Raw genomic sequence first — 25,455 nt, forward strand, 5'->3', positions numbered from 1 at the left:
GTTACAGCCCATGTGGGATAACCTCCGAAAGGTGCTGGACAAGCACGCAGTGCCATGTAACCCAACTCACATTGACTAGTTGCCTCCATCATCCGAAAGTATCCCTCCGTTAGGGTGCGAGTTCACCCCTTTGCTCGTTTCCCCAGCCCTGCACCCCCGGAGCCCGAAGGCCCACAACGCCGTGATTTAGCGCTAACTCCCCCTTCGGCCGTATCGTAGGGCCATCCACTTCTCATGGTCCGCTCCCCCGGATGCATCCCGCTATATAGAGGAGAAATTCTTAGATGTGTGGCTTTATAGGCTTGCTCACTAGCCGCGGCAACGCCCCTGACTATGTCGAGGCGGTCACTCGCGCGTTGCCGTGTATGCGCCATCGCGGCCCCGATGAAGCGGGCACGTGGAATGACGAGCACGCCGTGTTCGGGTTTAACCGCTTGTCCATCGTGGACTTGGAGCACTCCCATCAGCCATTGGTTTGGGGACCACCGGAGTCTCCCGAGCGTTACGCCCTCATCTTTAACGGCGAGATCTACAACTATCTTGAGCTGCACGAGGAGCTCGGCGCCGCTGGCTGGCAGTTCAACACCAATGGTGACTCAGAAACCATCGTTGTGGGCTACCACCATTGGGGCGAGGACGTTGTGGAGCATCTGCGCGGCATGTTTGCCTTCACCATCTGGGATAGCCAGGAGCAGGTGATGTTCTGCGCGCGGGACCAATTCGGCATTAAGCCGCTGTATTACGCGACTGCGGACGCTGGCACGGTCTTCGCCTCGGAGAAGAAGTCCATTCTCGAAATGGCCCCGGAGTTGGGTCTGGATCTCAGCCTTGACCAGCGGGGTATCGAGCACTACGTCGACCTGCAGTATGTGCCCGAGCCGGAATCTCTCCACACCGCGATTAGGCGTGTGGAGTCCGGCTGCACGGTGACGCTACGCCCGGGAGGGGCGGTCGTCGATAAGCGGTATTTTAAGCCCTCCTTCCCAGTACAGGAAGTCCCGAAGGGACGAGAACAGGACCTGTTCGACCGGATTGCGCGGGTGTTGGAAGATAGCGTCGAGAAGCATATGCGCGCCGATGTCACGGTCGGGTCCTTCCTATCCGGTGGTATCGATTCAACCGCCATTGCGACGCTGGCGAAGCGCCACAACCCGAACTTGTTGACCTTCACCACCGGCTTCGAGCGCGAGGGCTACTCCGAGGTGGACGTGGCGGCAGAATCGGCGGCAGCCATCGGCGTCGAACACATCGTGAAAGTCGTTTCACCTGAGGAGTACGCCAACGCCATCCCGAAGATCATGTGGTACCTCGACGACCCGGTAGCCGACCCGTCCCTGGTACCGCTGTTCTTCGTGGCACAGGAAGCACGCAAACACGTCAAGGTTGTTCTTTCCGGCGAAGGCGCCGATGAGCTCTTCGGTGGCTACACCATCTATAAAGAGCCTCTCTCGCTCGCGCCATTTGAAAAGATCCCCACTCCACTGCGCAAGGGACTGCGACACCTCTCCCGCGTGCTACCTGACGGGGTGAAGGGAAAGTCACTGCTCGAGCGCGGCTCCCAAACCATGGAAGAGCGCTATTACGGCAACGCTCGATCATTCAACTTCGAACAGTTGCAACGAGTCATCCCGTGGGCAAAAGAAGAGTGGGACCACAAAGAAGTCACCGCTCCGATCTACGCTCAATCCCGCGACATGGACCCCGTCGCCCGGATGCAGCACCTGGACCTGTTCACGTGGATGCGCGGGGACATCCTGGTCAAGGCCGACAAAATCAACATGGCCAACTCCCTCGAACTGCGCGTTCCTTTCTTGGACAAAGAAGTCTTTGCGGTGGCCCAAACCATCCCTTACGACTTGAAAATCTCCAACGGGACGACCAAGTATGCGCTGCGCAAGGCCATGGAGCAGATCGTTCCCCCGCACGTGCTGCACCGCAAGAAACTCGGATTCCCGGTGCCGATGCGCCACTGGCTCGCCGGTGACGAACTCTTCGGCTGGGCGCTCGACACCATCAACGAATCCCAGACCGACGACATCTTCAACCGTCCCGCCGTGTTGGAAATGCTCAAGGAACACCGCGACGGCGTCTCTGATCATTCCCGCCGCCTGTGGACCGTCCTGGCGTTCATGATCTGGCACGGCATCTTTGTCGAGAACCGCATCGATCCGCAGATCGAGGAGAAGGACTACCCTGTTTCTCTCTAGTGTGCTCCCTCTAGAGTGAGACGCATGCCTTCTGGATCCCCTCATCACGGCCCCACCGCTCGCACCCAGGCCACCCGCCGAGCGTGGCTCATGCTCGGCGTTGGCCTGGTAGTTTTCCTCATCGCCGGGTTCACCGGGAACTGGTTGCGCGCCCCGGCCTACGCCTGGGGCGCGGCAGCCGTGGCATTCAATATCTCTGCGTGGCGCTCATTCGCGCATCTCGACGCGGCCGGAACCGCCGCCCACGCCGGAGGCGAAGTCCCGTCCAGCCGCGCACGCCGCCTGTTGCTCAACCTGGCCACGGTCCTCTCCTTTGCCACGGTCATTCTCCTCCTCATTGACACCTCCCGTGCTGCCGACCTCCAACGCGCCATCAGCGCAGGAACAGCCCTGACGGTCATCGTGGCCAGCTGGCTGCTCATTCACACCGTCTTCACCCTGCGTTACGCCGCAGAGTACTTCGAAAACGACCCACCAAAGGGCATCGACTTCAACCAAGACGATCCGCCCCGCTACCTCGACTTCGCCTACATGGCGTTCTCGACAGGCATGACGTACCAGGTTTCGGACACGTCGATCACGACCTCCAAGATCAGGACGACGATCCTTATCCACAGCTTCTACGCCTTCATCTTTGGCACCGCCATCATGGCCACGACCATCAATTTGGTGGTTTCGCTGGCTTAAGCTGCCTGTCCGGATGTGATCGCGACGGGCTCCTCGCGACTTTTAGGGCATTTTGACGCCATCAGCGCAACGCGACCTGGGGATTCACCGCCACAGCGCCGCTCAGGTCGCGATCAGGACGTCGCGATCAGCCGTCCTCGCGACCGGAAGCCCTCCCCGAGCACCATCGGCGCGACGCGACCTGGGGATTCACCGCCGCCTCGCCGCTCACGTCGCAATCAGGACGTCGCAATCAGCCGTCCTCGCGACCGGAAGCCCTCCCCCAGCACCATCAGCTCAACGCGACCTGGGGATTCACCGCCACCGCGCCGCTCACGTCGCGACCAGGACATCGCGACGACCCCCGACCACGCTGGCGCCCCTCAAAACCACCCTCAAACCAACAGTGGCCGGCTCCCCCTACCCAAAAGGGGGAACCGGCCACTGCCGTTAAGTATCTGCCGTCATAAAAACATCAGTTGAAGGAATCGCCGCAGGCGCAGGAACCGCCGGCATTGGGGTTATCGATGGTGAAGCCCTGGGACTCGATGGTGTCAGCGAAATCGATGCGAGCACCGGTGAGGTAGGGAACGGACATCTTGTCTACGACGAGGCGGACGCCACCGACCTCGTCGGCCTTGTCGCCATCGAGGGTGCGGTCGTCGAAGTAGAGCTGGTAACGAAGGCCGGCGCAGCCACCGGGCTGGACGGCGATGCGGAGGGCGAGGTCGTCACGGCCTTCCTGATCCAGGAGGGCTTTGGCCTTGACGGCCGCAGCGTCGGTGAGGATAACGCCGGTGCTGGAGGTAGGGGCGGTCATGGGGTTCTCCTTGAGATTGTTGTGCTGCCGGTGTGCGGCGTATAGCCGACCACCATACCCTGGATCCCGGGGGAGGGGCCACCTGGGTTTCAGGGCATCCTAAGTGTGGACGGCGGTCCGCTTACTTATCGTCAACGCTCATCTGTGGACCCATATTCCCGATTCGTGGGCCGAGCCTTGTAGCCTGGGATTCGTGAAACTCCCGTGGCAAAAATCCGAGAATCCTTCTTCTACTGACGTCAACTCTCCGACGAGCGCTGAGCAGTCCTCTGCGGAGTCGGAGCAGCGCCCTAAGGGCTACACACCGCCGAAGGGGCGGCCGACTCCCAAGCGGCGGGAGGTGGAGATCGAGCGGGGTGTGATCCGCGATCCTTCGACTCCTCGTTCCCCTGCTCAGCGCAATGCTCAGCGAAAAGAGCTAAAGAAGTCGATGTCGAAGGAGGAGTGGAAGGCATACAAGGCGAAGGAGCGGGAGGAGTCTCGTAAACACCAGCGGGATATGCAGGCCGCTATGGATCGAGGCGACGAGCGTTACCTCATGGCGCGCGACCGGGGCGAGGAGCGTCGTTTTGTGCGTGACTGGATTGATTCCCGCCGCTTCCTCAACAACTACGTCATGCCGGTGGCAATTGGCTTGTTGGTGATCTTGTTCGTTGGTACGTGGTTGCCGCAGTTTGCCAACATCATGTCCATGTTCGCGATGGTGCTGATGGTCTTCTTCTTCATCGAGGGCATTTGGTTGGGTTCGAAGGTTAATCGTGCGGTCCGGGCGAAGTTCCCTGGCACGTCTGCTGCGGGTTTGGGGCTCGGGTTCTACGCTTATTCCCGCGCGACGCAGCCGCGTAAGTGGCGGACGCCGAAGCCGCGTTTGTCGGTCGGCGATCAGCCGTAGTCCTTAGTAGTCCTTGATCTGTCTACTCGTGTGATGGAGGCTTCACCGTGATGGATGACGCGATGTTTGAATCAGTCAGCGCCCCCGACGAGCAGGCCAGGCAGGCTGTTGTTCAGGCGCTCGGGAATCTGCAACCAGCGGCGGGAATGGGCCGCTTGGCGGAGGTGGCCGCGTGGTTGGCGGCCTGCCAGGGGCAGGTGCCAGCCGCGCCGCTGCAGCGGTGCCGGGTGGTGGTGTTCGCGGGGGATCACGGCGTCGCCAAGCTGGGTGTTTCCGCCTTGCCACTTGAGCTTTCGGTGAAGCGTGCGCAGGCCTTGCAGGTGGGCGATGGTCTGGCGAATGTCCTGGCGCGGGAGGCGGGGGCGTCGATACGCGTGGTCGATGTGTCGTTGGACCACGAGGCATGGGGCGAAGAGCGGGTTTCGCGATCGTCTGGGTCAATTGATCGCGAGGATGCGATGTCGCCGGAGCAGTTCGGGCGGGCCCTGGAAATTGGTAGGCGGGTCGCCGACGAAGAGATCGATGCCGCGGCTGACCTGCTTATTCCGGGTGATTTAGGGGTCGCGACGACGACTGTTGCGGCGGCCGTCATGGGGGCGTTGACTCGCACCGAGCCCGTCGCGATCGTCGGCCCGGGCGTGGGTGTCAGCGATGAGATGTGGAAGATCAAAGTCGCCGCGATTCGCGATGCGATGTTCCGGGTCCGCGGTCAGGTGGCCACTCCGTTGGAGACTCTGCGGATGATTTCTTCGCCGGATTTCGTGGCTCTCGTGGCGTTCATTGCGCAGGCTGCGGCCCGTCGCACCCCCGTGCTTCTCGACGGCGCCCTGGTGTCCGCCGCCGCCTACGTCGCCGAAATGCTCGCCCCGGGAGTGCGTGGGTGGCTGTGGGCCGGGCAGCTCACGCCCGAACCCGCCCACCTCATCGCCCTGCAGGCGATGGACCTCACTCCCCTGTTGGCGCTCGACATGACCGCGGGCCAAGCCACCGGGGCGCTGAGTGCGCTTCCGCTGGTCAAGGCCGCAGCGGAGATGGCGGCCGAGCTGGCTTAGTTCGCCGGGACGAGAGTGTGCAGCCACCCGTGGGTGTCGGGCACGAGGCCGCGCTGGATGCCGGTGAGGCGCTCGCGCAGCTCCATCGTGATCGGGCCTGGCTCGTTGTGGTTGATCTCGAACTCGCCGTGTTCGGAGAGCACCCGGCCGACGGGGGTGATCACGGCCGCAGTGCCGCACGCCAGGGTTTCGCTCATGGCACCTGATTCGGCATCATCGCGCCATTCGGTCTTAGAAATTCGCCGTTCTTCCGTCTCGTGGCCGAGATCCCGGGCCACCTGCAACAAAGAGTCGCGAGTGATGCCGGGCAGCAGGGAGCCCGACAGTTCTGGGGTGACCACGCGCGCCTGATCCCCTGAGCCGTAGACGAACATGAGGTTCATGCCGCCCATCTCTTCGATGTAGTTGTGCTCGATGGCGTCGAGCCACACCACTTGGTCGCACCCCTTCTCTTCGGCTTGGGCCTGGGCGAGCAGCGAGGCAGCATAGTTGCCGGCGAACTTGGCGGCGCCGGTGCCACCGGGGGCGGCGCGGACGTAGTCCTCGGAGAGCCAGACGGACACGGGCTTGACGCCGCCGGTGAAGTAGGCCCCGACGGGCGAGGCGATGACCAAGAAGGTGTACTTGTTGGCGGGGCTGACGCCGAGGGAGACTTCGGTGGAGATCATGAAGGGGCGCAGGTAGAGGCTGGCTTCGCCGCCGGCGGCGGGGACCCAGCGCTCATCGACGTCGACAAGCAGGCGCAACGCCTCGACGAAGTCTTCGGTCGGCAGCTCCGGCATGGCCATGCGGACAGCGGAACGCTGCATGCGCTCGGCGTTGGCGGTGGGACGGAAGGCGGCGACGGAGCCGTCGGGCTGCCGGTAGGCCTTAATTCCCTCAAAAATTGCCTGGCCGTAATGGAACACGGTGGTTGCCGGGTCCATGGGCAGGGGGGCGTAGGGGCGGACGCGCGCGTCGTGCCAGCCCTGGTCCTCATCCCACTCGATGGTGACCATGTGGTCGGTGAAATTCTTGCCGAACCGTGGGTTCGCCAGGATCTCCCGCAGTGCCTGATCGGACGTCGGGGAGTCCGTGCGTTCCACGGTGAAGTTGAGAGACGTCATGGCGACAACGCTACACCCGCACTAAACGGGGCCGATCTATAAGCTGGACCCACACCTTAACCACCCTAGGAGGTACTCGATTCATGGCTGATGCCACTTTCGCCCTGCCCGCCCGCGGCACCACCCCGCAGCTCAAGCTGGCCAAGAAAGCCCCCAAGTCCACCGACGCCATCCTCGTCCCCGTCCTTCGCGGGGACGACGGCTTAGAACTCCCGGCTTCCACCATGCTTGACGACGCCGCCCTGCGCACCGTCCTCACCTCCCTCACCGTCGTCGGAGCGACAGGTCGCTCCGGCGAAGTCACCCGGGTTCCCGCTCCGAAGAGCGTGGCAGCAGACAGCGTCATCGCCGTGGGCCTGGGCGATCCGGAAGATCTCACCGACGAGGACGTACGCCGCGCCGCTGGCACCGCCGCCCGCTCGCTCAAGGGACTGGGTACGGTCGCCACGACCCTCGGCATTTTCGGCTTGGCACCGGCCGTCGAGGGCCTGATTCTGGGCGCGTACCACTACCGCGGTGTGCGCAGCGAGGAAGAAAAGGCATCGTCTGCTCCCGTGGGCACCGTGGTGTTCTTGGGCGACCCTAAAAAGGACTCTGCGGAATTCGACACCGCCGTCACCACCGCTGAGGCCGTTGCCTTTGCCCGGGATCTCGTGAACACCCCCTCCTCTCACCTGTACCCGGAGTCTTATGCCGCGATCCTCTCTGCCGCGGCATCCGAGGTAGGCCTGGACGTGGAGGTCCTCGATGAGAAGGCGCTGAAGAAGCAGGGATTCGGTGGCATCCTCGCCGTCGGGCAAGGCTCGGCCCGCGGCCCACGCCTGGTTCGCTTGACCTGGTCTCCGAAGAAGGCGAAGAAGTCAGTGGCGCTGGTGGGCAAGGGCATCACTTTCGATACCGGCGGCATCTCGCTCAAGCCCGGCGCGAAGATGGAGGACATGATCTCCGACATGGGCGGCTCGGCAGCCGTCGCTGCGACGATCATCGCCGCCGCCAAGCTGGGGTTGCCCGTCACTATCACCGCCACGTTGCCGCTGGCGGAAAACATGCCCGACGGTGAGGCCCAGCGCCCCGGAGACGTGATCACCCACTACGGCGGGATCACCTCCGAGATCATTAATACTGACGCTGAGGGCCGCCTCGTGCTGGCCGATGCCATCGTCCGCGCCAGTGAGGACAAGCCCGAGTACCTCATCGAGACAGCCACCCTCACCGGCGCACAGCTCGTTGCCTTGGGCACCCGGACCTCCGGCGTCATGGGCTCCGACGATCTGCGTGACCGCATCGCTGCCGTGGGTCGCGCCGTCGGCGAGCCGGCGTGGGCCATGCCGATCCTGGAAGAGCAGGAGGACGAGTTGAAGTCCCCCGCCGCTGACATCCGCAATTCGCACAATTCTCGCTTCGGCGGGATGGAATTCGCGGCGCTGTACCTGTCGAAGTTCGTCCCCGAGGGCCTCGAGTGGGCTCACGTGGACATCGCGGGGCCGTCCTTTAACAGTGGCGGCGCCTACGGATACACGGGCAAGCGCGCTACCGGTGTGCCGGTGCGGACCTTCCTCGCCCTACTGCAGGAGATCGCCCAGGAGCGTTAAGCGGGATATCCCATCTCGTCGAGGAATCGGCGGGTGGCCTTCAGCCCGGCTCGTTGGAAGGCAGGGAGGAGATTGGTGACAAGGTGATTGATGAGTTCCATGGGCCTCACCCTAGAAGATCATTCGATCACCTTCACTGATCATTTTGTAGCCCTTTGATCAGTACAGTTGGGGTATGGATCGGGAACAACGCCTCAAAGCGATCATTCGGGCCGTCGATAGACCGGGAGTAACCACCGTCGCCTCCCTGGTGTCCCTCACCGGTGCATCCGGGGTCACCATCCGCCGGGACCTAGCGGAGCTGGAAGCCATCGGCGCAGTTGACAGGGTGCACGGCGGGGCAACCAAAGTGGCCACCCGCGGTGCACCCCAACCGTTTTCCCTCCGCCAATCCGAGGACCGAGAAGAGAAACAAGCCCTCGCGATAGCCGTGGCCGACATGATCAACGATGAGGAGTCAGTGATCATCGACAACGGCACCACCTGCCAAGCCGTCGCTCGGCGTCTGTCCGGCCGCCCCATCACCGCCCTCTGCCTTTCGCTCTACTCGGCCGCAGCCATCGGCAAGCGCCCCGGGGCCCGCGTCATCATCCCCGGGGGCGAGGTCGAAAACGACACCCTTGCCCTCCACGGCAGCGCCGCCCTCTCAACAATCCGCGATTTTTCGGCCGACGTCATCGTGCTGGGAAGCTGCTCCACATCCCTGGAACGAGGCTTAGCCACCGTCACCTACCCCGACTCTGAGAACAAGCGGGCGGGGATGGCTGCGGCGTCGAGAAGCATTTTGGTGGTGACCCCGCGGAAACTCGGAAGAGTGTCCACCTTCCGCTTCGCCGACGTCGCCGACTTGGACGTGCTGGTCACCACCGACGATGCCCCGCGCGACATTCTCGCCGACATCCGTGACCTCGGTGTGCGGGTGGTCACCGTCTAATCGGGCAGCTCCCCTCGCTCGAATTTCTCCCGGCGCAAGCGCTGCTCCTCCCGCTTCCTCAGCAATCGGTCCCGCTCAATCTTCTCGCGCATGCGTTGGGGATAGCCGGTCTCCTCCACGTCATAAACGGGCACATCCAAGAGTTTGGCGACGGCGTCGATCCCCTTCGGTCCACCAATCCTCCGCCGCGTGAAATCACCGTTTTCATCCACCAAAACCACCGACATCTCGTTGACCACGGTCTCCGGCTCAACAAATGCCTCGACGAATGCTCGGCCAACAACCCAGCTACGCAGGTAATCCGCATCGTTTTGGCGGATCGTGTCACCAGGAGCTCGGGGCGGACGGATCGAGGACCGGGATCTGTTTCGTCCGAATAGATTGAACACGACTTACAATTGTAGGGGCATGTACCCAGCGGCCGGGGTTCGGTGACATGATCATGACCTAACCCGGTACGCTGAGAACGAATAGCTATCGACAAACTAACGACTTTCGAGGAGTCAAAACACCATGGCGTTCTCCGTAGAGATGCCCGAGCTGGGCGAATCCGTCACTGAAGGCACCATCACCCAGTGGCTGAAGCAGGTCGGCGACACCGTGGAGGTCGACGAACCTCTGCTGGAAGTGTCCACCGACAAGGTTGACACCGAGATCCCCTCCCCCCAGGCTGGTGTCCTGCTGGAAATCAAGGCCGAAGAGGACGACACCGTCGACGTCGGCGCCGTCATCGCCATTATTGGTGACGCCGATGAGTCCACCGACTCTTCCGATTCCGCCGACGAAGAGGTCGAGGAAGAGGAGGCTCCGAAGGAAGAGAAGAAGGAGTCCGCTCCGAAATCCTCCGGCGGGTCTGGCAAGGCCACCGATGTTGAGATGCCCGAACTCGGCGAATCCGTCACCGAAGGCACCATCACCCAGTGGCTCAAGTCCGTCGGCGACACCGTCGAGGTCGACGAACCCCTCCTCGAAGTCTCCACCGACAAGGTCGACACCGAGATCCCCTCCCCCGTCGCCGGCACCCTCCTCGAAATCCTCGCTGACGAAGACGACACCGTCGACGTCGGAGCCGTCATCGCCCGCGTCGGCGACGAATCGGCTGCCCCCTCCGGCTCCTCCGACGATTCGGATGACGATGTGCCCTCCGAGGAGGCCATCGAGGAAGCAGAGTCCAAGGACGATAACGAGACCGTCGACGAGGCTGCCCCTGCCGAAGAGTCTTCCGACTCCGGAGACGCCACCGATGTTGAGATGCCCGAACTCGGCGAATCCGTCACCGAAGGCACCATCACCCAGTGGCTCAAGTCCGTCGGCGACACCGTCGAGGTCGACGAACCCCTCCTCGAAGTCTCCACCGACAAGGTCGACACCGAGATCCCCTCCCCCGTCGCCGGCACCCTCCTCGAAATCCTCGCTGACGAAGACGACACCGTCGACGTCGGAGCCGTCATCGCCCGCGTCGGTTCCGGCGCACCGAAGAAGGCTGAGAAAAAGGAAGAGCCGAAGAAGGTAGAGCCGAAGGCTGAGGAGCCGAAGAAGGAGGAACCGAAGCCGGAGCCAAAGGCCGAGAAGACTGAGAAGGCCGAGAAGAAGGTCAACAACGCTGACGTTCCTTACGTGACCCCCTTGGTGCGCAAGCTGGCCGATAAGCACGGCGTTGACCTCTCCACGGTTGAGGGCACGGGCGTTGGCGGGCGCATCCGCAAGCAGGATGTCCTGGCCGCAGCTGAGGGTGGTTCCGAGGCGAAGTCCGCAGCTCCGGCTGAGAAGGATGCCCGCGCGCACTGGTCCACCAAGTCTGTTGACCCGGCGAAGGCTGAGCTGATCGGTACGACTCAGAAGGTCAATCGCATCCGAGAGATCACCGCTGCGACGATGATCAAGTCCTTGCAGACGACCGCCCAGCTGACCCATGTTCAGGAAGTCGACATGACTCGCGTCGCTGAGCTGCGTAAGGCCGCCAAGGGTGCTTTCGTGAAGAAGCATGGGTCGAACCCGACGTACCTGGTGTTCATTGTCAAGGCTGTCGCCGAGGCTCTGGTGTCTCACCCGAACGTCAACGCGTCCTACAACGCCGAGACGAAGGAGATGACCTACCACTCCGACGTCAACATCGCGATCGCCGTGGATACCCCGCAGGGTCTGCTCGTCCCGGTGATCAAGAAGGCTCAGGATCTGTCCATGGCCGAGATCGCTGCAGCCATCACTGATTTGGCCGAGCGCGCTCGCAACAGGAAGCTGCGTCCGGACGATCTGGCCGGCGGCACGTTCACGGTGACCAACATTGGTTCGGAAGGTGCCCTGCTGGATACCCCGGTCCTGACCCCGCCGCAGGCTGGCATCTTGGGTACCGCGGCCATCGAGAAGCGTCCGGTTGTCGTGACCGATGACGGCGTGGACTCCATCGCCATCCGTCAGATGTGCTACCTGCCGTTCACCTATGACCACCAGGTCATCGATGGCGCCGATGCAGGTCGCTTCATCACCACGATTAAGGATCGCCTCGAGACCGCTGATTTCCAGGACGATCTGGACATCTAAGCAGTCCGGCTAGCAGGCCGCCCTTCAACTTCGGTTGGAGGGCGGCTTTGTGCGTGGGTGTGGGCCAACTGGGCCCAAAAGTGCGATATGACTTCACCCATTAATCGAGAGTGCCGACTGAGCTACTCGATTATTGGGTGAAGTCATATCGCAGTGAGCACCCGCACCCACCGATTTCAAACGATAATCGACACCGCTACCCACCACCCCGCACCCACCACCCACGAGATCACCAACCTTCCCCCAGGTAGAACGGTCGCTTCCGAATACCCAACAACAAACGTGCTCTGGCCCATATAATCGTGGTCATTGAGTCCTGCCCCACGTTGCTTCAAGGAGCCATCACCGAATGTCACTTTCTCCGGTCACCGACCCCGCGTCCTACCTGGCTCGCCACTTAGGCCCAGACCCCACCGAGGAGAAGGTGATGCTGGATCAGCTCGGCTACTCCTTTATCGATGAGCTCATTGATGGGGCGATTCCCGCGGATATTCGGGTCGAGCAGACACCTGTTATTGGTGAGGCGCTGACGGAAACCGAGGCGCAGGCCAAGCTGAGGTCTTATGCGGATCAGAATGTGGTCCTCAAGGCGTTTTATGGTCAGGGTTTCTCGGACACGATCACTCCGCCAGTTATTCGCCGCAATGTGGTGGAGAATCCGGGCTGGTACACCGCATATACGCCTTACCAGCCGGAAATCTCGCAGGGCCGCCTGGAAGCGCTGCTCAATTTTCAGACGATGGTGTCTGAACTGACGGGTTTGCCGCTGGCTAATGCGTCGTTGCTCGATGAGGCGTCCGCCGTCGCCGAGGCCGTGGGCCTGATGTCGCGGGCAAAGAAGAAGGGCCGGCGGGTCATCCTCGATTCGCGTCTGCATCCGCAGGTGCTGGGGGTGGCGGCGGAACGCGCCCGCGCCATCGATCTCGAGGTGGAGATCACTGATCTCACCGGCGAGCTCGTCGGGGAAGACTTGTGTGGAGTTGTTATTGCTTACCCGGGTACGGAGGGGGACGTCGCCGATCCTCGCAGCATTATTGACGCGATCCACGACCGGGATGGCATCGCCACCGTGGTCACCGATCTGATGTCGTTGTTCTTGTTGGAGTCCCCTGGCGAGCTGGGGGCGGACATCGCAGTGGGCAATTCTCAGCGTTTCGGTGTGCCCCTGTTTTATGGCGGTCCGCATGCCGCTTTCATGGCGGTCAGTGATGCCCTCAAGCGGCAGATGCCGGGGCGCTTGGTGGGCGTGTCCATCGACTCGGACGGCAATCCGGCCTACCGCCTGGCCCTGCAGACCCGTGAACAGCACATTCGCCGCGAACGGGCGACGTCCAACATCTGTACGGCACAGGCGTTGCTCGCGGTCACGGCCTCGATGTACGCGGTCTATCATGGCCCGGCGGGCCTGCAGGCGATCGCCGAGCGGATTCATGATCGTGCATCCAGCTTCGCCGAGACGCTGCGGGCCGGCGGTGTCACCGTGCTTCACGACGCCTTCTTCGACACCGTTGCCGTCCGCGTTGCGGACGGTGGGGCGCAGGGGGTCGTCGATAAGCTGGCGGAAGCCGGCTACCTGGTGCGACCCATCAACGCTCACACCGTGGGAGTGTCCTTTGGTGAGTCGGCAACGGAGGCTGACGTTGCGGCGTTGGCTGCGGCGTTCACTGACGCGGACGTCGAAAAGCCGGTACCTGCCGTGCCGGATGCGGTGGAGCGGACGACGGAGACGCTGACCCACCCGATTTTCTCCTCGATCCATTCGGAGACGCAGATGCTGCGCTACCTGCGCTTACTCTCCGACAAGGATCTGGCCCTGGATCGGACGATGATTCCGCTGGGTTCCTGCACGATGAAGCTCAACCCGACCGCCGGGATGGAGACCATTACGTGGCCGGAGTTCGCCAACATTCACCCCTTCGCGCCGGATTCCCAAGCTCAGGGCTGGATCGCACTCATTGAGGAGCTCGAGGGTTGGTTGGAGTCCGTGACCGGCTACGCCAAGGTGTCGGTGCAGCCGAACGCCGGCTCCCAGGGCGAGCTGGCTGGCCTCCTGGCTATTCGCCGCTATCACGTGGCCAACGGCGATCATAAGCGCGACATCTGCCTCGTGCCGGCCTCCGCGCACGGTACGAATGCGGCCTCGGCGACGCTGGCCAATTTGCGCGTCGTGGTCGTTGCCACCGCCGAGGACGGCTCGATTGACCTCGCGGATCTGGATGCCAAGCTGGAGCAGTACGGCAAGCACGTCGCCGCCATCATGATCACTTACCCGTCTACCCACGGCGTGTTCGAGGACACGGTGCGCACCGTGTGCGAGAAGGTCCATGCGGTCGGCGGCCAGGTCTACATCGACGGCGCGAACATGAACGCCCTCACTGGCTTGGCGCAGCCTGGGAAGTTCGGCGGCGATGTCTCCCACCTCAACCTGCACAAGACCTTCACCATCCCCCACGGCGGAGGCGGCCCGGGTGTCGGCCCGGTGTGCGTGGCCGAGCACCTCGTTCCTTTCCTCCCCGCAAACCCCGTCACCACCGATCCCTCGAAGCCTGCCTCGGAAGACACCGGCGTACCCATCGCCTCATCCAAGTACGGCTCCGCGGGAGTCCTGCCGATCTCGTGGTCCTACATCGCCATGATGGGTTCCGAGGGCCTGGCGCGCGCCACCGCCAACGCCATCCTCGGCGCCAATTACCTCGCCCGAAACCTGCGCGATTCCTTCCCGGTGCTGTACACGGGCAAGAACGACCTCGTGGCTCACGAGTGCATCCTCGACCTGCGGGAGCTGACCAAGGAGTCCGGCGTCACCGCCGCGGATGTGGCCAAGCGACTCATCGACTACGGCTTCCACGCCCCCACCCTGGCCTTCCCGGTCGCAGGCACGCTCATGGTCGAGCCGACGGAATCCGAGAACCTCGCAGAGCTGGATCGCTTCATTGAAGCGATGCGATCCATCCGGGCGGAGATCCAAGAGATTATCGACGGCCGCGTCGCCTACGACGACTCCGTCCTGCACCACGCCCCGTACACCGCGTGGTCGGTCTCGCGGAATGAGTGGGATCACTCCTTCAGCCGTGAGCAGGCCGCGTGGCCCGTGGCGGGGTTGCATCGCGCGAAGTTCTTCCCGCCGGTGCGCCGCCTCAACGAGGCCTACGGTGACCGCAACCTCGTCTGCTCGTGTCCTCCGCCCGAGGCATTCGACTTTCATGCCGACACCGACTCCGACTCTTAAAAGGGGAACCACACATGTTTGACCTCCGCCACAGCCCCCTGCACTCCCGCCACGAGGCCCTGGGCGCATCATTTACTCCCTTCGGTGTCTGGGACATGCCGTTGAAGTATGGCAACGAGCTCGAGGAGCACCGCGCCGTCCGCGGCGCCGCCGGGCTGTTCGATCTGTCCCACATGGGCGAGATCCGAGTGACTGGCCCGCAGGCGGGCGAGTTCCTGGATTACGTGCTCATCTCCTCCTTGTCTCCTCTGCCAGTGGGTAAGGCGAAGTACTCGATGATTGTCAACGACGACGGCGGCATCATGGACGATCTCATCTCTTATCGCCTGGCTGAGGACGAATTCCTCGTTGTCCCCAACGCGGGCAACTCCGACGTGGTGTGGGAGGCCTTCGAGGAGCGCGCCCAGGGCTTCGACGTGGAGTTGGCCAACGAATCGCTCACCACCGCGCTCGTCGCCGTGCAGGGACCGAACTCTGTCGCCATCCTCCACGAGCTGGTGGCTGACGAGGACGCCGCGACTATCACCGACATGAAGTACTACTCCGCCTCGCCAGTCGTCGTGAGCGGCATCGAGGCGTTGGTGGCCCGTACTGGCTATACCGGCGAGGACGGCTTCGAGCTGTTCGTGCCCAACGAAGTCGCCGAGGAACTGTGGGACAAAGTCACCGCCGCTGGCCAGGCCCACAGCCTCATCCCGGCCGGACTGGCCGCCCGCGATTCGCTCCGTCTTGAGGCGGGCATGCCGCTCTACGGCAATGAACTCACCCTCGAGATCACGCCGGTGGAGGCGGGCATGGGCATGGCCTTCAAGAAGAAGGAGGCTGATTTCGTCGGGCGTGACGCCCTGGTCGGCCGCGAGGCCACTTCGCGCATCGTGGGCCTGCGCGGCGAGGGCCGACGGGCAGCCCGCGCTGGTGCCGAGGTCTACCGGGGCGAGGAGCTGCTCGGTCATGTCACCTCAGGTCAGCCCTCCCCCACGCTGGGCCACCCGGTGGCCCTCGCCCTGCTCAGTGGCGAGGTTTCCGTCGGCGATGAGCTCGAGGTGGATATCCGCGGCAAGCGCCATCCCTACACGGTCGTGGAAACCCCCTTCTACCAGCGCCCGGCCCGCTAGTATCAAGTCCCAGTACCGTCACCATCCTGACCCACAACTCATAGGAGCACCCCAACATGGCTAACCTGCCCGAGAACTTCGCCTACTCCGAGGACCACGAGTGGATCGACACCACCGCTGACGCTGCCACCGGCACCACCGTCAAGATTGGCATTACCTCCGTAGCCACCGATCGCCTCGGCGAGGTCGTCTTCGCTGAGCTGCCCGAGGTCGGCGACACCGTCACGGCGGGTGAGACCTGTGGCGAGGTGGAGTCCACCAAGTCCGTGTCTGACCTCTACTCCCCCGTCACCGGTACCGTCACGGCCGTCAATGACTCGGTTCATGATGATTACTCTGTGATTAACAACGACCCCTTCGGTGAGGGGTGGCTATTCCAGGTCGAGGTCTCTGAGACGGGTCCGCTCATGACCGCTGCGGAGTACGCGCAGGCCAACGGCGTGTAGCACACCGTCGATTCACGGGCCCCGTGGCCGGTTCTGTTCCCCGAACCGGCTGCGGGGCCTTTCGCGTATCCTGAACCCCATCATGACTGCACCACGCGACCCGTTTTTCCCCGCTGACCTGTCTATCCGGGCGTCGAGCGAACCGTTGAATGTCCAGCGCCTCGGGGTGGTGGAATATGAGGCGGCGTGGGAGCTACAGGCCCAGCTAGCTGCCCAGCGCGCCGCCGGGGAGATCGGGGATCAGCTGCTCATTCTTGAGCACCCCAGCGTCTACACCGCGGGCAAACGCACACAGCCTGAGGACCGCCCGACCAATGGTCTGCCGGTGGTGGACGTCGACCGCGGGGGCCGCATCACGTGGCACGGCGAGGGCCAGCTCGTCGCCTACCCCATCGTCCGTCTGGCGGAACCTGTCGATGTCGTCGACTACGTCCGCCGACTGGAGGAAGCCGTTATCCAGACGGTGCGGGAGGCCGGGGTTACCCGTGCCGGGCGTATCGACGGCCGCTCCGGGGTCTGGCTCCCGAGCACCGTCACCGCCGCCGACGCGGCCGCGTCGCGCCGCGATCGAAAGATCGCGGCCTTGGGCATCCGCATCACCCGGGGTGTGACCATGCACGGGCTGAGCCTCAACTGCGATAACACCCTCGAGTTCTATGAGCACATCGTCGCCTGCGGCATCGACGACGCCGACGTCACCACGATGAGCCTGGAGCTCGGGCGGGACGTGACGGTGGCATCGATGACCGACGCGCTCGTCGATAATCTTGATGCGGCCTTGGCCGGCCGCCTGCAGGTCGCCGACCACACGTTCGGTTCGGCGCCTGACCCCACCAAGGGCCCGGGACGGAAGCGCCAGTAGGTGCTTATACACCTCTCAACCGGTATTTTCCTCGAATTTGAATTCCAAGTAGGGTGATGGCGTGACTATTGCACCAGATGGCCGAAAAATGCTCCGCGTTGAGGCTCGCAATTCGAAGACGCCCATCGAGAGCAAACCCCGCTGGATCCGCAACGCGGTGAAGACGGGGCCCGAATACGAAGACATGAAGCGCAAAGTCGCCGGCGCCTCCCTGCACACGGTGTGCCAAGAGGCAGGCTGCCCCAACATTCACGAATGCTGGGAGTCCCGGGAAGCAACGTTCCTCATCGGCGGCGCCAACTGCTCGCGCCGCTGCGATTTTTGCCAGATCAACTCCGCTAAGCCGGAGCCGCTCGACCGCGACGAGCCTCGCCGCGTTGCGGAGTCCGTCCGCGAGATGGGCCTGAACTATTCGACCATCACCGGTGTGACCCGCGATGACCTCGACGACGAAGGAGCCTGGCTTTACGCGGAGGTCGTCCGCCAGATCCACGAGCTCAACCCGAACACCGGCGTAGAGAACCTCGTGCCGGACTTCTCGGGCCGCCCCGAGCTGCTCGAGCAGGTTTTTGAGTCCCGCCCGGAGGTCTTCGCCCACAACGTGGAGACGGTGCCGCGCATTTTCCGCCGCATCCGCCCCGCTTTCCGCTACGAGCGCTCCCTCGATGTCATTCGGCAGGCGCGCGACTATGGGCTGATCACCAAGTCCAACTTGATCCTCGGCATGGGCGAGACCCCGGAGGAAATCACCGAGGCACTGCAAGACTTGCATTCCGCGGGCTGCGACATCATCACCATCACGCAATACCTCCGCCCCGGCCCCATGTACCACCCCATTGACCGCTGGGTTCGCCCGGAGGAATTCGTCGCCCACGCCGACTTCGCTCGCGAAATTGGATTCGGCGCCGTCATGTCCGGCCCGCTGGTGCGCTCCTCCTACCGCGCCGGCCGCCTCTACTCGGAGGCCATGGCTGCCCGTGGTTTGGTGGTTCCCGACAGTCTTTCCCATCTGGCCCAGACCTCCCAGGGATCTACTGATCAGGAGGCAACGACGCTCCTGCAGAAGTACGGCCCCTCCACAGAAACCCCCGTGAGCTCACGCTAAGGTAGACGACATGGCAGACGATAAGCAGAAAGCGGCGATGAAGGCCGCCAAATCAGAGGAGAGGGCCGCTAAGCGGGCGAAGCGTAAGCAAACGTGGAGCCAGTTCTGGGAGGCCTTCAACCTGCAGCGCAAGCAGGACAAGAAGCTCATCCCGTTGATGCTCCTCGCGATCGTCGGCATGGGCTTGGCGTTCTTCCTCATCGGCCTGCTGTTTAAAGGCCAATGGTTCATGCTCTCGCTGGGCATCGGCCTTGGCTTCGTGCTGGCCATGTACATCTTCTCTAAGCGCCTCGAAGGCTCGATGTATGACCGAGTGGGCGATACCCCGGGTGCCGCCGGTTGGACTCTGGAGAACATGCGCAACACCGTCGGCATCGTCTGGCACACCAAGACTGCTGTGGCAATGAACACTCACATGGATACAGTCCACCGCGTCGTGGGTAACCCCGGCGTGGTGCTCGTCGGCGAGGGTGAGCCGCACCGTGTCAAGCCCTTGATGAATCAACAGAAGAAGCGCATCAACCGCTTGGCCGGAGATGTGCCGATCTATGAGGTGCTCGTCGGCGAGGGTGAAGGCCAGGTCACCTTGAAGAAGCTGCAGCGTGAGCTGCTGAAACTTCCCCGTAACTATAAGAAGGACGAGGTCTACGCCGTCAACGCGAAGATCGAGGCCATGGATCGCATCGGCAGCGGCAACCCCGGCGCGGGTCTGCCGAAGGGGCCACTGCCCAAGGCAGCCAACATGAGTGGCATGAATCGCCGCCTCAAGCGAGCCAACAAGGGTAAGGGCGGAAACACCTAAACGTCCAATCGTGCCCGTTTTATGCTGTGATGCCCCCGATTATCCCCACTTTTGGGGACGGGGGCGTACTGCTTATCACTGAGGTATCTGGCAACATGGTCTAAGTGAACATTTTCGTCGAGAGCCCCTTGTTGGCTCTTCTCGTCATCATGGCTGTGGGCCTGTTGTTCGGCCGCGTACGCATCTTTGGCTTTCGCCTAGGCGTCGCGGCCGTCCTTTTCGTTGGCCTGGTCATGGCTGCAATCGAGCCTGCTATCCAGATCCCCTCCCTCATCTACATTGTCGGACTATCGCTGTTCGTCTACACGATCGGCCTCGAGTCCGGACACGACTTCTTTGCCAACTTCCGTTCCAAAGGTCTGCGCAATAATCTCCTCGCGGTGCTTGCCTTCGCCGTCATTTCGGCGGTGACCTACGGATTGGTCAAGCTGTTCGGCCTGCATGGTGTCACAGGTACCGGTATGTTTACCGGCGCCCTCACCAACACCCCGGCCATGGCAGCCGTTGTCGAGGCCCTGCCCACGATCTACACGGATGCGGGCGAGCTGAAGTCGGTGGAGGCGCTCCCGCTGGTGGCCTACTCGCTGGCATATCCGCTCGGCGTGCTGTTGGTCATCCTCACCATCGCCTTCTTGGGCAAGCTATGGAAGGTCGACTACGACCAGGAAGCCCTTGAGCATGGCGTGGCGGTCCAGGAGCTATACACTCGCCGGATCTTGGTTAAACGCGACGACCTCCACGCCATTGCCGAATTGCCGGAAGATCTCAACCTCTCAGTCATCGTCTCCCGGCTGGAGCGCGACGGCGAGCAACGCATCCCCTCCCAGTCGGCTTGGGCGAAGCAGGGAGACATCCTCTCCGTCGTCGGCACCGAGGAAGAGCTGGAGCGCGCCGCAGAGCTGCTCGGCGAGGCCCTGCCCGGCGATCCCTTCCACGGCCATGACCTGGACTACCGCCGCATCTTCGTGTCCAACAATGACCTCGTGGGCATCCCCCTGGCGAAGCTGCGGCCGCAACTGTCCGGCCTGCTCATCACCCGCGTGCGCCGCGGCGATCACGACATGATCGCCACCCCGGACACCATCTTGCAGCTCGGCGACCGCGTGCGCGTTGTCTCCGCACATAACCGCATGGGCAAGGTCACCCGCCTGTTCGGCGACTCCTATCGGCGGCTTTCCGACGTCAATTTGTTCCCCCTCGTTGCCGGTCTCGCCATCGGCGTGGCGGTGGGCATGATCGCCATCCCGATCCCTGGCGGCGCCGAGCTCAAGCTCGGTAGCGCGGGCGGCCCCCTCATCGTGGCCCTCATCCTGGGTGCGATCGGGCGCTCGGGAAAGATCGTGTGGCAGGTCCCCTACGGGGCGAACTTGGCCCTGCGGCAGATGGGTATCGCGCTGTTCCTTGCGGCGATTGGCACGACCGCCGGCGCCGGGTTCCGCGACGCGCTCTCCGACCCGGTCTCGCTCACCATCATCGCCGCCGGCGGGCTGGTGACGTTCATCCTCTCGGTGTTCGTCATGGTCGTCGGCTACAAGATCATGAAGCTATCCTTCGGCGAGACCGCGGGCGTTCTCGCGGGTATCCAAACGCAGCCTGCCGTGCTGGCCTATCTTTCCGATACAGCCAAGAACGAGCTGCCCGCCATGGGCTACACCTCGGTGTACCCGGTGTCGATGGTGCTGAAGATCATCGCCGCCCAGGTGCTGCTGATCCTGTTGATCTAGCCTGCGTTAGCCGCGGATGACGGCCGTGCCGGTGGCACGGTCGTGGAGCCCGCGGCCGTCGGAATCCACCATCGCGGCGGGCAGAACCAAGGCGGTGAGCAGAGTGCGCGCGACGGCGCGCCACAGGCCCACGCGGGCCCCACCGACGTCGACCCGGGCAACTCCCATGCCGAGAGCGATGTGCCCCGGTGTGCGGGAGAACAGCCACCCGCAAACAATGCCCAGGATGACCCAGAAGATGAGGGTGACCGTGGCGACGTCGCCAAGCGACGAAGAAAAACGCACGAAGACGATGGCGAACATCCAGCAGATGAACCAATCGATGGCCACACCGACGGCGCGGCGGGCGACAGATGCCAAGGAGCTCGGTCCTGTGGCGGGCAATCCCAGCTTCTCGCCGGGCCATTGGCCGGGGGCAAAGGGGTCGTCGTGTTCGCCGGGGATCTGCGGGCCGTCGAGCCAGCTGCGCTTGGGGTTTGCCATGCCTGAAAGCCTAGCGGGAGCCTTCGCATAGTTCGAATGAGTGATTACCCCCACTCCGCTTGACAATAAAATCGGTCGATCGACTAATATTATCTCCAGCGCCTGTAGCATGGGTGTCAGCTCAACAGATTGTCTACCAACGAGGAGCCACCATGGCCTTTAAGTCCATCGAAGAAGTAGTCAAGTTCATCAAGGATGAAAACGTCGAATTCCTCGACGTTCGCTTCACCGATGTCCCCGGCATCGAACAGCACTTCACCATCCCCGCTGAACTCTTCGACGAGGAAGCCGCCGAGGAAGGCCTCGCATTCGACGGCTCCTCAGTCCGTGGCTTCACGACGATCGACGAGTCCGACATGAACCTCCTGCCGGACATTGCCACCGCGCGGCTCGACCCCTTCCGCAAGGCGAAGACCCTCAACATGAAGTTCTTCGTGCACGACCCCTTCACCCGTGAGCCCTTCTCCCGCGACCCGCGCAACGTTGCCCGCAAGGCCGAGGAGTACTTGGCATCCACCGGCATCGCCGACACCTGCTTCTTCGGCGCCGAGGCGGAGTTCTACCTCTTCGACTCCGTCCGCTACTCCGCCGACATCAACTCCAGCTTCTACGAGGTCGACTCCGACGAGGGCTGGTGGAACCGCGGCGAGGAGTACAACCTCGACGGCTCCCGCAACCTCGGCTACAAGACCCGCGTCAAGGGCGGCTACTTCCCCGTCCCGCCGTACGACACCACGACTGATATCCGCGACGAGATGGTCCGCCACCTCCGCTCCGCCGGCTTCGACCTCGAGCGCTTCCACCACGAGGTGGGCACCGGCGGCCAGCAGGAAATCAACTACAAGTTCAACACTCTCCTGCACGCAGCCGATGACCTGCAGTCCTTCAAGTACATCGTGAAGAACACCGCTGTGGCGAACGCGAAGTCCGCCACTTTCATGCCCAAGCCACTCGCCGGTGACAACGGCTCCGGTATGCACGCCCACCAGTCCCTGTGGAAGGACGGCAAGCCGCTGTTCCATGACGAGTCCGGCTACGCTGGCCTGTCCGACATCGCCCGCTACTACATCGGCGGCATCCTCCACCACGCCGGCGCGGTCCTGGCCTTCACCAACCCGACGCTGAACTCCTACCACCGTCTGGTCCCCGGCTTCGAAGCCCCGATCAACCTCGTGTACTCGCAGCGCAACCGTTCCGCCGCCGTGCGCATCCCGATCACCGGTTCCAACCCGAAGGCCAAGCGCATCGAGTTCCGCGCCCCGGACCCCTCCGGCAACCCCTACTTCGGCTTCGCCGCCATGATGCTCGCCGGCCTCGACGGCATCAAGAACCGCATCGAGCCGCACGCCCCCGTGGACAAGGACCTCTACGAGCTCCCGCCGGAGGAAGCAGCCTCCATCCCGCAGGCACCGACCTCCCTCGAAGCCTCCCTGGCAGCCCTGCAGGAAGACTCCGAGTTCCTCACCGAAGGCGACGTCTTCACCGAGGACCTCATCGACACCTACGTCAAGTTCAAGTACGACAACGAGATCTCCCCGTCGCGCCTGCGCCCGACGCCGCTCGAGTTCGAGATGTACTACGACTGCTAGGAGGGACTGCTTAGCCGCGGCCCCACATGCTCCTGCAAGGCCCCGCCTCCCACCGTCTCCGCGGTGTGAAGCGGGGCCTTGCGTCTATAGGTTCGGACAGCAGCAAACCCACTGGCGGTGGCGCGCTACTCGGTCCGACTAGCGCTTGCTGTGATTTCACCATAGTGAAACGGGTCCCTTCATCCGCCCTGGAGCGCCTGAGACGAGTCGTTTCTACGGGGTGATATCACGCCTACAGAGGGTTCCCATCGCTGACAGCCCTTGACGCCATTAACTAACAGTGTTAGCTTCAGAACTAACACTGTTAGTCATAGGAGGCTGCCATGAGAACCCGCACCATCATCACCCTTTCCGTCACCGGTCTTTGTGTTGCCACCGCGACGGCCGGATTCCTAATTCCCTACCGCGTAGAACAACGCGCCACTGCCACCGCGTCGCGCGAGCAGGCATGGGAAGTCATCACTGATTTGCCCGGACACGTGGATTGGAACCCGCACACTGTTGAATTGTCGGGAACGCCTGCAGTCGGCGAGACTTTACTCAATCGCACCCAGTCCAGTGGGACAGAATTCACCTTCCGGCCGGTTGTCCTCGTGGCCAAATCTGGGCAGGAGCTGCGCTGGCGAGGAACTACACTGATGAGAGGCATCGCGGACGGGGAACACTATTTCCGGATCGACCCAGGTCCCAGACCAGGGACCGTGACCATCGTCCAGGGCGAAGAGTTTCGAGGAGCCGCCGTGATGCTACTGCGGCCCTTCTTCAATCTCGAGGAGGAATTCGCCACCAGCACCGAAGCGCTGGCGGCGGCCATCACCGACCACGCCCACAGGTAGATTTTGAGTATGGATCGCCCCACACCCCAGCCCCTCACTCACCGGACCGCTGCGATCATCTCTGTGGCGCGAGAGATGCTTGAGGAAACAGGCTGGGAGACTCTGACGATGCGCCGCCTGGCCGAGCGTGTGGGAATGAAGGCACCGTCGCTATACAACCACGTTGCCAACAAGGAGGAGCTGGGAACCATCATTCTCACGCAATCCTTCTTCCAGATGGGCGACGCACTGTGGGAGGCAACGACAGTCGCGAATCTGCTTGACCGCTACCGCACTCAAGCAACGCGACATCCGCATCACTATCGGTTAGCAACTACCGGCCCCCTTGAGCGCTCAGCACTTCCCCCCGGGCTGGAGGATTGGTCGGGCGCCCCATTCGCCCGGGTCACCGGCGATCCGCTCAAGGCGCAGAGCCTGTTTGCCTCGACACACGGGCTAGCAATCCTCGAGATCGATGGCCGTTTCCCGCCAGGCTCCCCGATCGACGATCTATGGGAGCAAACAGCAGAGATCTACCGCTAACCTACTGGCGGTGGCGCGCTACTCGGTCCGACTAGCGCTTGCTGTGATTTCACCATAGTGAAACAGACCCCCACATCCGCCCTGGAGCGCCTGAGACGAGCCCTTTCTACCGCGTGATCTCACGAACCGCAGGGACCCCATCCCTGACAGCCCGTTGCCAGCCGCCCCTCCCGACTCCCCCAGCGAGATTCCTTAATCTCACCTAAGTAAGTACACAGTTCTCTACTTGGGAGTCAACCACCTTGTTATCATCGCGCCTGCGCACGCCCCTGATCTACGCGGCAATCTATGTGCTGGTTTCTCAGCTTCTACCGCAAATCTTCGGGCTCTTCATCCCGAAGAGCACCACCGGCTTTTGGAACAGCCTCAATGTGGGAGGGTACTTCTTCCTCGCGATCTTGGCGGTGGTGATGTTTCGGGAGGTGTTCCGTGAGGCCCTGGCCGAGATAAAGAACCATCCGCTCAAGGTCCTAGGTCAGACGGCCATCGCGTTTGTGGCCATCTTTGCCATCTCGGCGTTGTTCCTGCTACTCAAGGGCACGGAGGGGGCGCCGACGGCGAACCAGGAGGCCGTGAACCAGTTCTTGGCCACCTCGGCGTTCGCCGTCATCATCGCGGTAATTCTGGGCCCGGTAGTGGAAGAGATCGTGTTCCGGGAGATTCTCATCGGCCGACTGAGCATCAAGTTCCCAGTGTGGTTGCTCAGCGTGGCGTCGGTGGTGTTGTTTAGCCTCATTCACCTGCGCAGCTTCACGCCCGCAGGCCTGATGGAGGCAGGTCAGTACATTGCGATTGGCGTCGTCATGACCGCGTTGTACCTGTTCAATGGTCGAAAGCTGGCTTATCCCCTTGTGGGCCACGCGGTGAATAACCTCGTGGCCACGGGGTTGAGCTTCGCGGCGATCTCGGCGCAGTCCGCCGCGGCTTAAGCC

At 62.9% G+C, this 25,455-nt stretch carries 22 protein-coding genes; 18 read left to right on the top strand and 4 right to left on the bottom strand.

The window, feature by feature from the left end:
* Positions 1 to 284 precede the first annotated feature (284 nt).
* Together asnB and CATRI_RS08880 are read left to right on the top strand one after the other, a co-directional pair.
* The gene (gene asnB / locus CATRI_RS08875) at positions 285 to 2,207 is read left to right on the top strand and encodes an asparagine synthase (glutamine-hydrolyzing) (protein WP_290216736.1); all 1,923 of its coding nucleotides are present in this window, start codon (positions 285 to 287) and stop codon (positions 2,205 to 2,207) included.
* A gap of 24 nt (positions 2,208 to 2,231) precedes the next feature.
* Positions 2,232 to 2,894: a DUF1345 domain-containing protein gene (locus CATRI_RS08880; RefSeq protein ID WP_290216739.1), complete on the top strand. Its 663-nt coding sequence runs from the start codon at positions 2,232 to 2,234 to the stop codon at positions 2,892 to 2,894.
* Between the two features lie 454 nt (positions 2,895 to 3,348).
* Here CATRI_RS08880 and CATRI_RS08885 read toward each other — a convergent pair whose 3' ends face one another.
* Complete coding sequence (locus CATRI_RS08885) at positions 3,349 to 3,693, bottom strand: HesB/IscA family protein (RefSeq protein WP_290216741.1); 345 nt, start codon at positions 3,691 to 3,693, stop codon at positions 3,349 to 3,351.
* A gap of 193 nt (positions 3,694 to 3,886) precedes the next feature.
* Here CATRI_RS08885 and CATRI_RS08890 point away from each other — a divergent pair, with 193 nt between their 5' ends.
* Together CATRI_RS08890 and CATRI_RS08895 are read left to right on the top strand one after the other, a co-directional pair.
* Positions 3,887 to 4,585: a DUF3043 domain-containing protein gene (locus tag CATRI_RS08890; protein ID WP_290216743.1), complete on the top strand. Its 699-nt coding sequence runs from the start codon at positions 3,887 to 3,889 to the stop codon at positions 4,583 to 4,585.
* A 62-nt stretch (positions 4,586 to 4,647) separates the two neighbouring features.
* The gene (locus tag CATRI_RS08895; RefSeq protein WP_290216744.1) at positions 4,648 to 5,637 is read left to right on the top strand and encodes a nicotinate-nucleotide--dimethylbenzimidazole phosphoribosyltransferase; all 990 of its coding nucleotides are present in this window, start codon (positions 4,648 to 4,650) and stop codon (positions 5,635 to 5,637) included.
* Here the strand turns inward: CATRI_RS08895 and CATRI_RS08900 are convergent.
* Entirely contained in the window at positions 5,634 to 6,743 is a 1,110-nt protein-coding gene (locus CATRI_RS08900) for a branched-chain amino acid aminotransferase (RefSeq protein WP_290216747.1), read from the bottom strand. The genes CATRI_RS08895 and CATRI_RS08900 overlap by 4 nt on opposite strands.
* Before the next feature lie 83 nt (positions 6,744 to 6,826).
* On the opposite strand from CATRI_RS08900, the gene CATRI_RS08905 reads away from it, so the two are divergent.
* Entirely contained in the window at positions 6,827 to 8,335 is a 1,509-nt protein-coding gene (locus CATRI_RS08905) for a leucyl aminopeptidase (RefSeq protein WP_290216749.1), read from the top strand.
* A gap of 175 nt (positions 8,336 to 8,510) precedes the next feature.
* Entirely contained in the window at positions 8,511 to 9,269 is a 759-nt protein-coding gene (locus CATRI_RS08910; protein WP_290216752.1) for a DeoR/GlpR family DNA-binding transcription regulator, read from the top strand.
* Here CATRI_RS08910 and CATRI_RS08915 read toward each other — a convergent pair.
* Entirely contained in the window at positions 9,266 to 9,658 is a 393-nt protein-coding gene (locus CATRI_RS08915) for an oxidoreductase (RefSeq protein ID WP_290216754.1), read from the bottom strand. The two genes, CATRI_RS08910 and CATRI_RS08915, sit on opposite strands and share 4 nt — an antisense overlap.
* A gap of 124 nt (positions 9,659 to 9,782) precedes the next feature.
* On the opposite strand from CATRI_RS08915, the gene sucB reads away from it, so the two are divergent.
* The 8 genes from sucB to CATRI_RS08955 all read left to right on the top strand — a co-directional run bounded on the left by sucB (position 9,783) and on the right by CATRI_RS08955 (position 21,093).
* Entirely contained in the window at positions 9,783 to 11,810 is a 2,028-nt protein-coding gene (gene sucB, locus CATRI_RS08920; protein ID WP_290216756.1) for a 2-oxoglutarate dehydrogenase, E2 component, dihydrolipoamide succinyltransferase, read from the top strand.
* A gap of 349 nt (positions 11,811 to 12,159) precedes the next feature.
* On the top strand, positions 12,160 to 15,039 hold the full coding sequence (gcvP, locus tag CATRI_RS08925; protein ID WP_290216758.1) for an aminomethyl-transferring glycine dehydrogenase: 2,880 nt from the start codon (positions 12,160 to 12,162) through the stop codon (positions 15,037 to 15,039).
* Positions 15,040 to 15,053: 14 nt separating this feature from the next.
* A complete protein-coding gene (gene gcvT, locus CATRI_RS08930; RefSeq protein WP_290216760.1) occupies positions 15,054 to 16,154 on the top strand; it encodes a glycine cleavage system aminomethyltransferase GcvT in 1,101 nt (366 codons plus the stop codon).
* A gap of 56 nt (positions 16,155 to 16,210) precedes the next feature.
* The gene (gene gcvH, locus CATRI_RS08935; RefSeq protein WP_290216762.1) at positions 16,211 to 16,600 is read left to right on the top strand and encodes a glycine cleavage system protein GcvH; all 390 of its coding nucleotides are present in this window, start codon (positions 16,211 to 16,213) and stop codon (positions 16,598 to 16,600) included.
* Between the two features lie 82 nt (positions 16,601 to 16,682).
* A complete protein-coding gene (gene lipB / locus CATRI_RS08940) occupies positions 16,683 to 17,462 on the top strand; it encodes a lipoyl(octanoyl) transferase LipB (RefSeq protein ID WP_290216764.1) in 780 nt (259 codons plus the stop codon).
* Positions 17,463 to 17,523: 61 nt separating this feature from the next.
* Positions 17,524 to 18,567 carry a lipoyl synthase gene (gene lipA, locus CATRI_RS08945; protein WP_290216766.1) on the top strand — a complete coding sequence of 348 codons (1,044 nt, stop codon included), beginning with the start codon at positions 17,524 to 17,526 and terminating at the stop codon, positions 18,565 to 18,567.
* 10 nt (positions 18,568 to 18,577) lie between these two features.
* On the top strand, positions 18,578 to 19,369 hold the full coding sequence (locus CATRI_RS08950; protein ID WP_290216768.1) for a DUF4191 domain-containing protein: 792 nt from the start codon (positions 18,578 to 18,580) through the stop codon (positions 19,367 to 19,369).
* A 104-nt stretch (positions 19,370 to 19,473) separates the two neighbouring features.
* Positions 19,474 to 21,093, top strand: coding sequence for an aspartate:alanine exchanger family transporter (locus CATRI_RS08955; protein WP_290216770.1), 1,620 nt, complete (start codon positions 19,474 to 19,476; stop codon positions 21,091 to 21,093).
* A 6-nt stretch (positions 21,094 to 21,099) separates the two neighbouring features.
* On the opposite strand, the gene CATRI_RS08960 is transcribed toward CATRI_RS08955, so the two are convergent.
* On the bottom strand, positions 21,100 to 21,576 hold the full coding sequence (locus tag CATRI_RS08960) for an RDD family protein (protein ID WP_290216772.1): 477 nt from the start codon (positions 21,574 to 21,576) through the stop codon (positions 21,100 to 21,102).
* Positions 21,577 to 21,728: 152 nt separating this feature from the next.
* Here CATRI_RS08960 and glnA point away from each other — a divergent pair, with 152 nt between their 5' ends.
* The 4 genes from glnA to CATRI_RS08980 all read left to right on the top strand — a co-directional run bounded on the left by glnA (position 21,729) and on the right by CATRI_RS08980 (position 25,452).
* Positions 21,729 to 23,165: a type I glutamate--ammonia ligase gene (gene glnA / locus CATRI_RS08965; protein ID WP_290216774.1), complete on the top strand. Its 1,437-nt coding sequence runs from the start codon at positions 21,729 to 21,731 to the stop codon at positions 23,163 to 23,165.
* A gap of 323 nt (positions 23,166 to 23,488) precedes the next feature.
* Complete coding sequence (locus tag CATRI_RS08970; RefSeq protein ID WP_290216776.1) at positions 23,489 to 24,001, top strand: SRPBCC family protein; 513 nt, start codon at positions 23,489 to 23,491, stop codon at positions 23,999 to 24,001.
* Positions 24,002 to 24,010: 9 nt separating this feature from the next.
* Positions 24,011 to 24,523, top strand: coding sequence for a TetR/AcrR family transcriptional regulator (locus tag CATRI_RS08975; RefSeq protein ID WP_290216779.1), 513 nt, complete (start codon positions 24,011 to 24,013; stop codon positions 24,521 to 24,523).
* 242 nt (positions 24,524 to 24,765) lie between these two features.
* On the top strand, positions 24,766 to 25,452 hold the full coding sequence (locus CATRI_RS08980) for a CPBP family intramembrane glutamic endopeptidase (RefSeq protein WP_290216781.1): 687 nt from the start codon (positions 24,766 to 24,768) through the stop codon (positions 25,450 to 25,452).
* Positions 25,453 to 25,455 lie beyond the last annotated feature (3 nt).

The organism is Corynebacterium atrinae (assembly GCF_030408455.1).
Lineage (GTDB): Bacteria > Actinomycetota > Actinomycetes > Mycobacteriales > Mycobacteriaceae > Corynebacterium > Corynebacterium atrinae.

What these genes read in the sequence shown, in the direction of transcription:
- asnB (WP_290216736.1), top strand. Translation starts at nt 285, where the DNA reads ATGTGTGGCTTTATAGGCTTGCTCACTAGCCGCGGCAACGCCCCTGAC.
- CATRI_RS08880 (WP_290216739.1), top strand. Translation starts at nt 2,232, where the DNA reads ATGCCTTCTGGATCCCCTCATCACGGCCCCACCGCTCGCACCCAGGCC.
- CATRI_RS08885 (WP_290216741.1), bottom strand. Translation starts at nt 3,693, where the DNA reads ATGACCGCCCCTACCTCCAGCACCGGCGTTATCCTCACCGACGCTGCG.
- CATRI_RS08895 (WP_290216744.1), top strand. Translation starts at nt 4,648, where the DNA reads ATGTTTGAATCAGTCAGCGCCCCCGACGAGCAGGCCAGGCAGGCTGTT.
- CATRI_RS08900 (WP_290216747.1), bottom strand. Translation starts at nt 6,743, where the DNA reads ATGACGTCTCTCAACTTCACCGTGGAACGCACGGACTCCCCGACGTCC.
- CATRI_RS08905 (WP_290216749.1), top strand. Translation starts at nt 6,827, where the DNA reads ATGGCTGATGCCACTTTCGCCCTGCCCGCCCGCGGCACCACCCCGCAG.
- CATRI_RS08910 (WP_290216752.1), top strand. Translation starts at nt 8,511, where the DNA reads ATGGATCGGGAACAACGCCTCAAAGCGATCATTCGGGCCGTCGATAGA.
- sucB (WP_290216756.1), top strand. Translation starts at nt 9,783, where the DNA reads ATGGCGTTCTCCGTAGAGATGCCCGAGCTGGGCGAATCCGTCACTGAA.
- gcvP (WP_290216758.1), top strand. Translation starts at nt 12,160, where the DNA reads ATGTCACTTTCTCCGGTCACCGACCCCGCGTCCTACCTGGCTCGCCAC.
- gcvT (WP_290216760.1), top strand. Translation starts at nt 15,054, where the DNA reads ATGTTTGACCTCCGCCACAGCCCCCTGCACTCCCGCCACGAGGCCCTG.
- gcvH (WP_290216762.1), top strand. Translation starts at nt 16,211, where the DNA reads ATGGCTAACCTGCCCGAGAACTTCGCCTACTCCGAGGACCACGAGTGG.
- lipB (WP_290216764.1), top strand. Translation starts at nt 16,683, where the DNA reads ATGACTGCACCACGCGACCCGTTTTTCCCCGCTGACCTGTCTATCCGG.
- CATRI_RS08950 (WP_290216768.1), top strand. Translation starts at nt 18,578, where the DNA reads ATGGCAGACGATAAGCAGAAAGCGGCGATGAAGGCCGCCAAATCAGAG.
- CATRI_RS08960 (WP_290216772.1), bottom strand. Translation starts at nt 21,576, where the DNA reads ATGGCAAACCCCAAGCGCAGCTGGCTCGACGGCCCGCAGATCCCCGGC.
- glnA (WP_290216774.1), top strand. Translation starts at nt 21,729, where the DNA reads ATGGCCTTTAAGTCCATCGAAGAAGTAGTCAAGTTCATCAAGGATGAA.
- CATRI_RS08970 (WP_290216776.1), top strand. Translation starts at nt 23,489, where the DNA reads ATGAGAACCCGCACCATCATCACCCTTTCCGTCACCGGTCTTTGTGTT.
- CATRI_RS08975 (WP_290216779.1), top strand. Translation starts at nt 24,011, where the DNA reads ATGGATCGCCCCACACCCCAGCCCCTCACTCACCGGACCGCTGCGATC.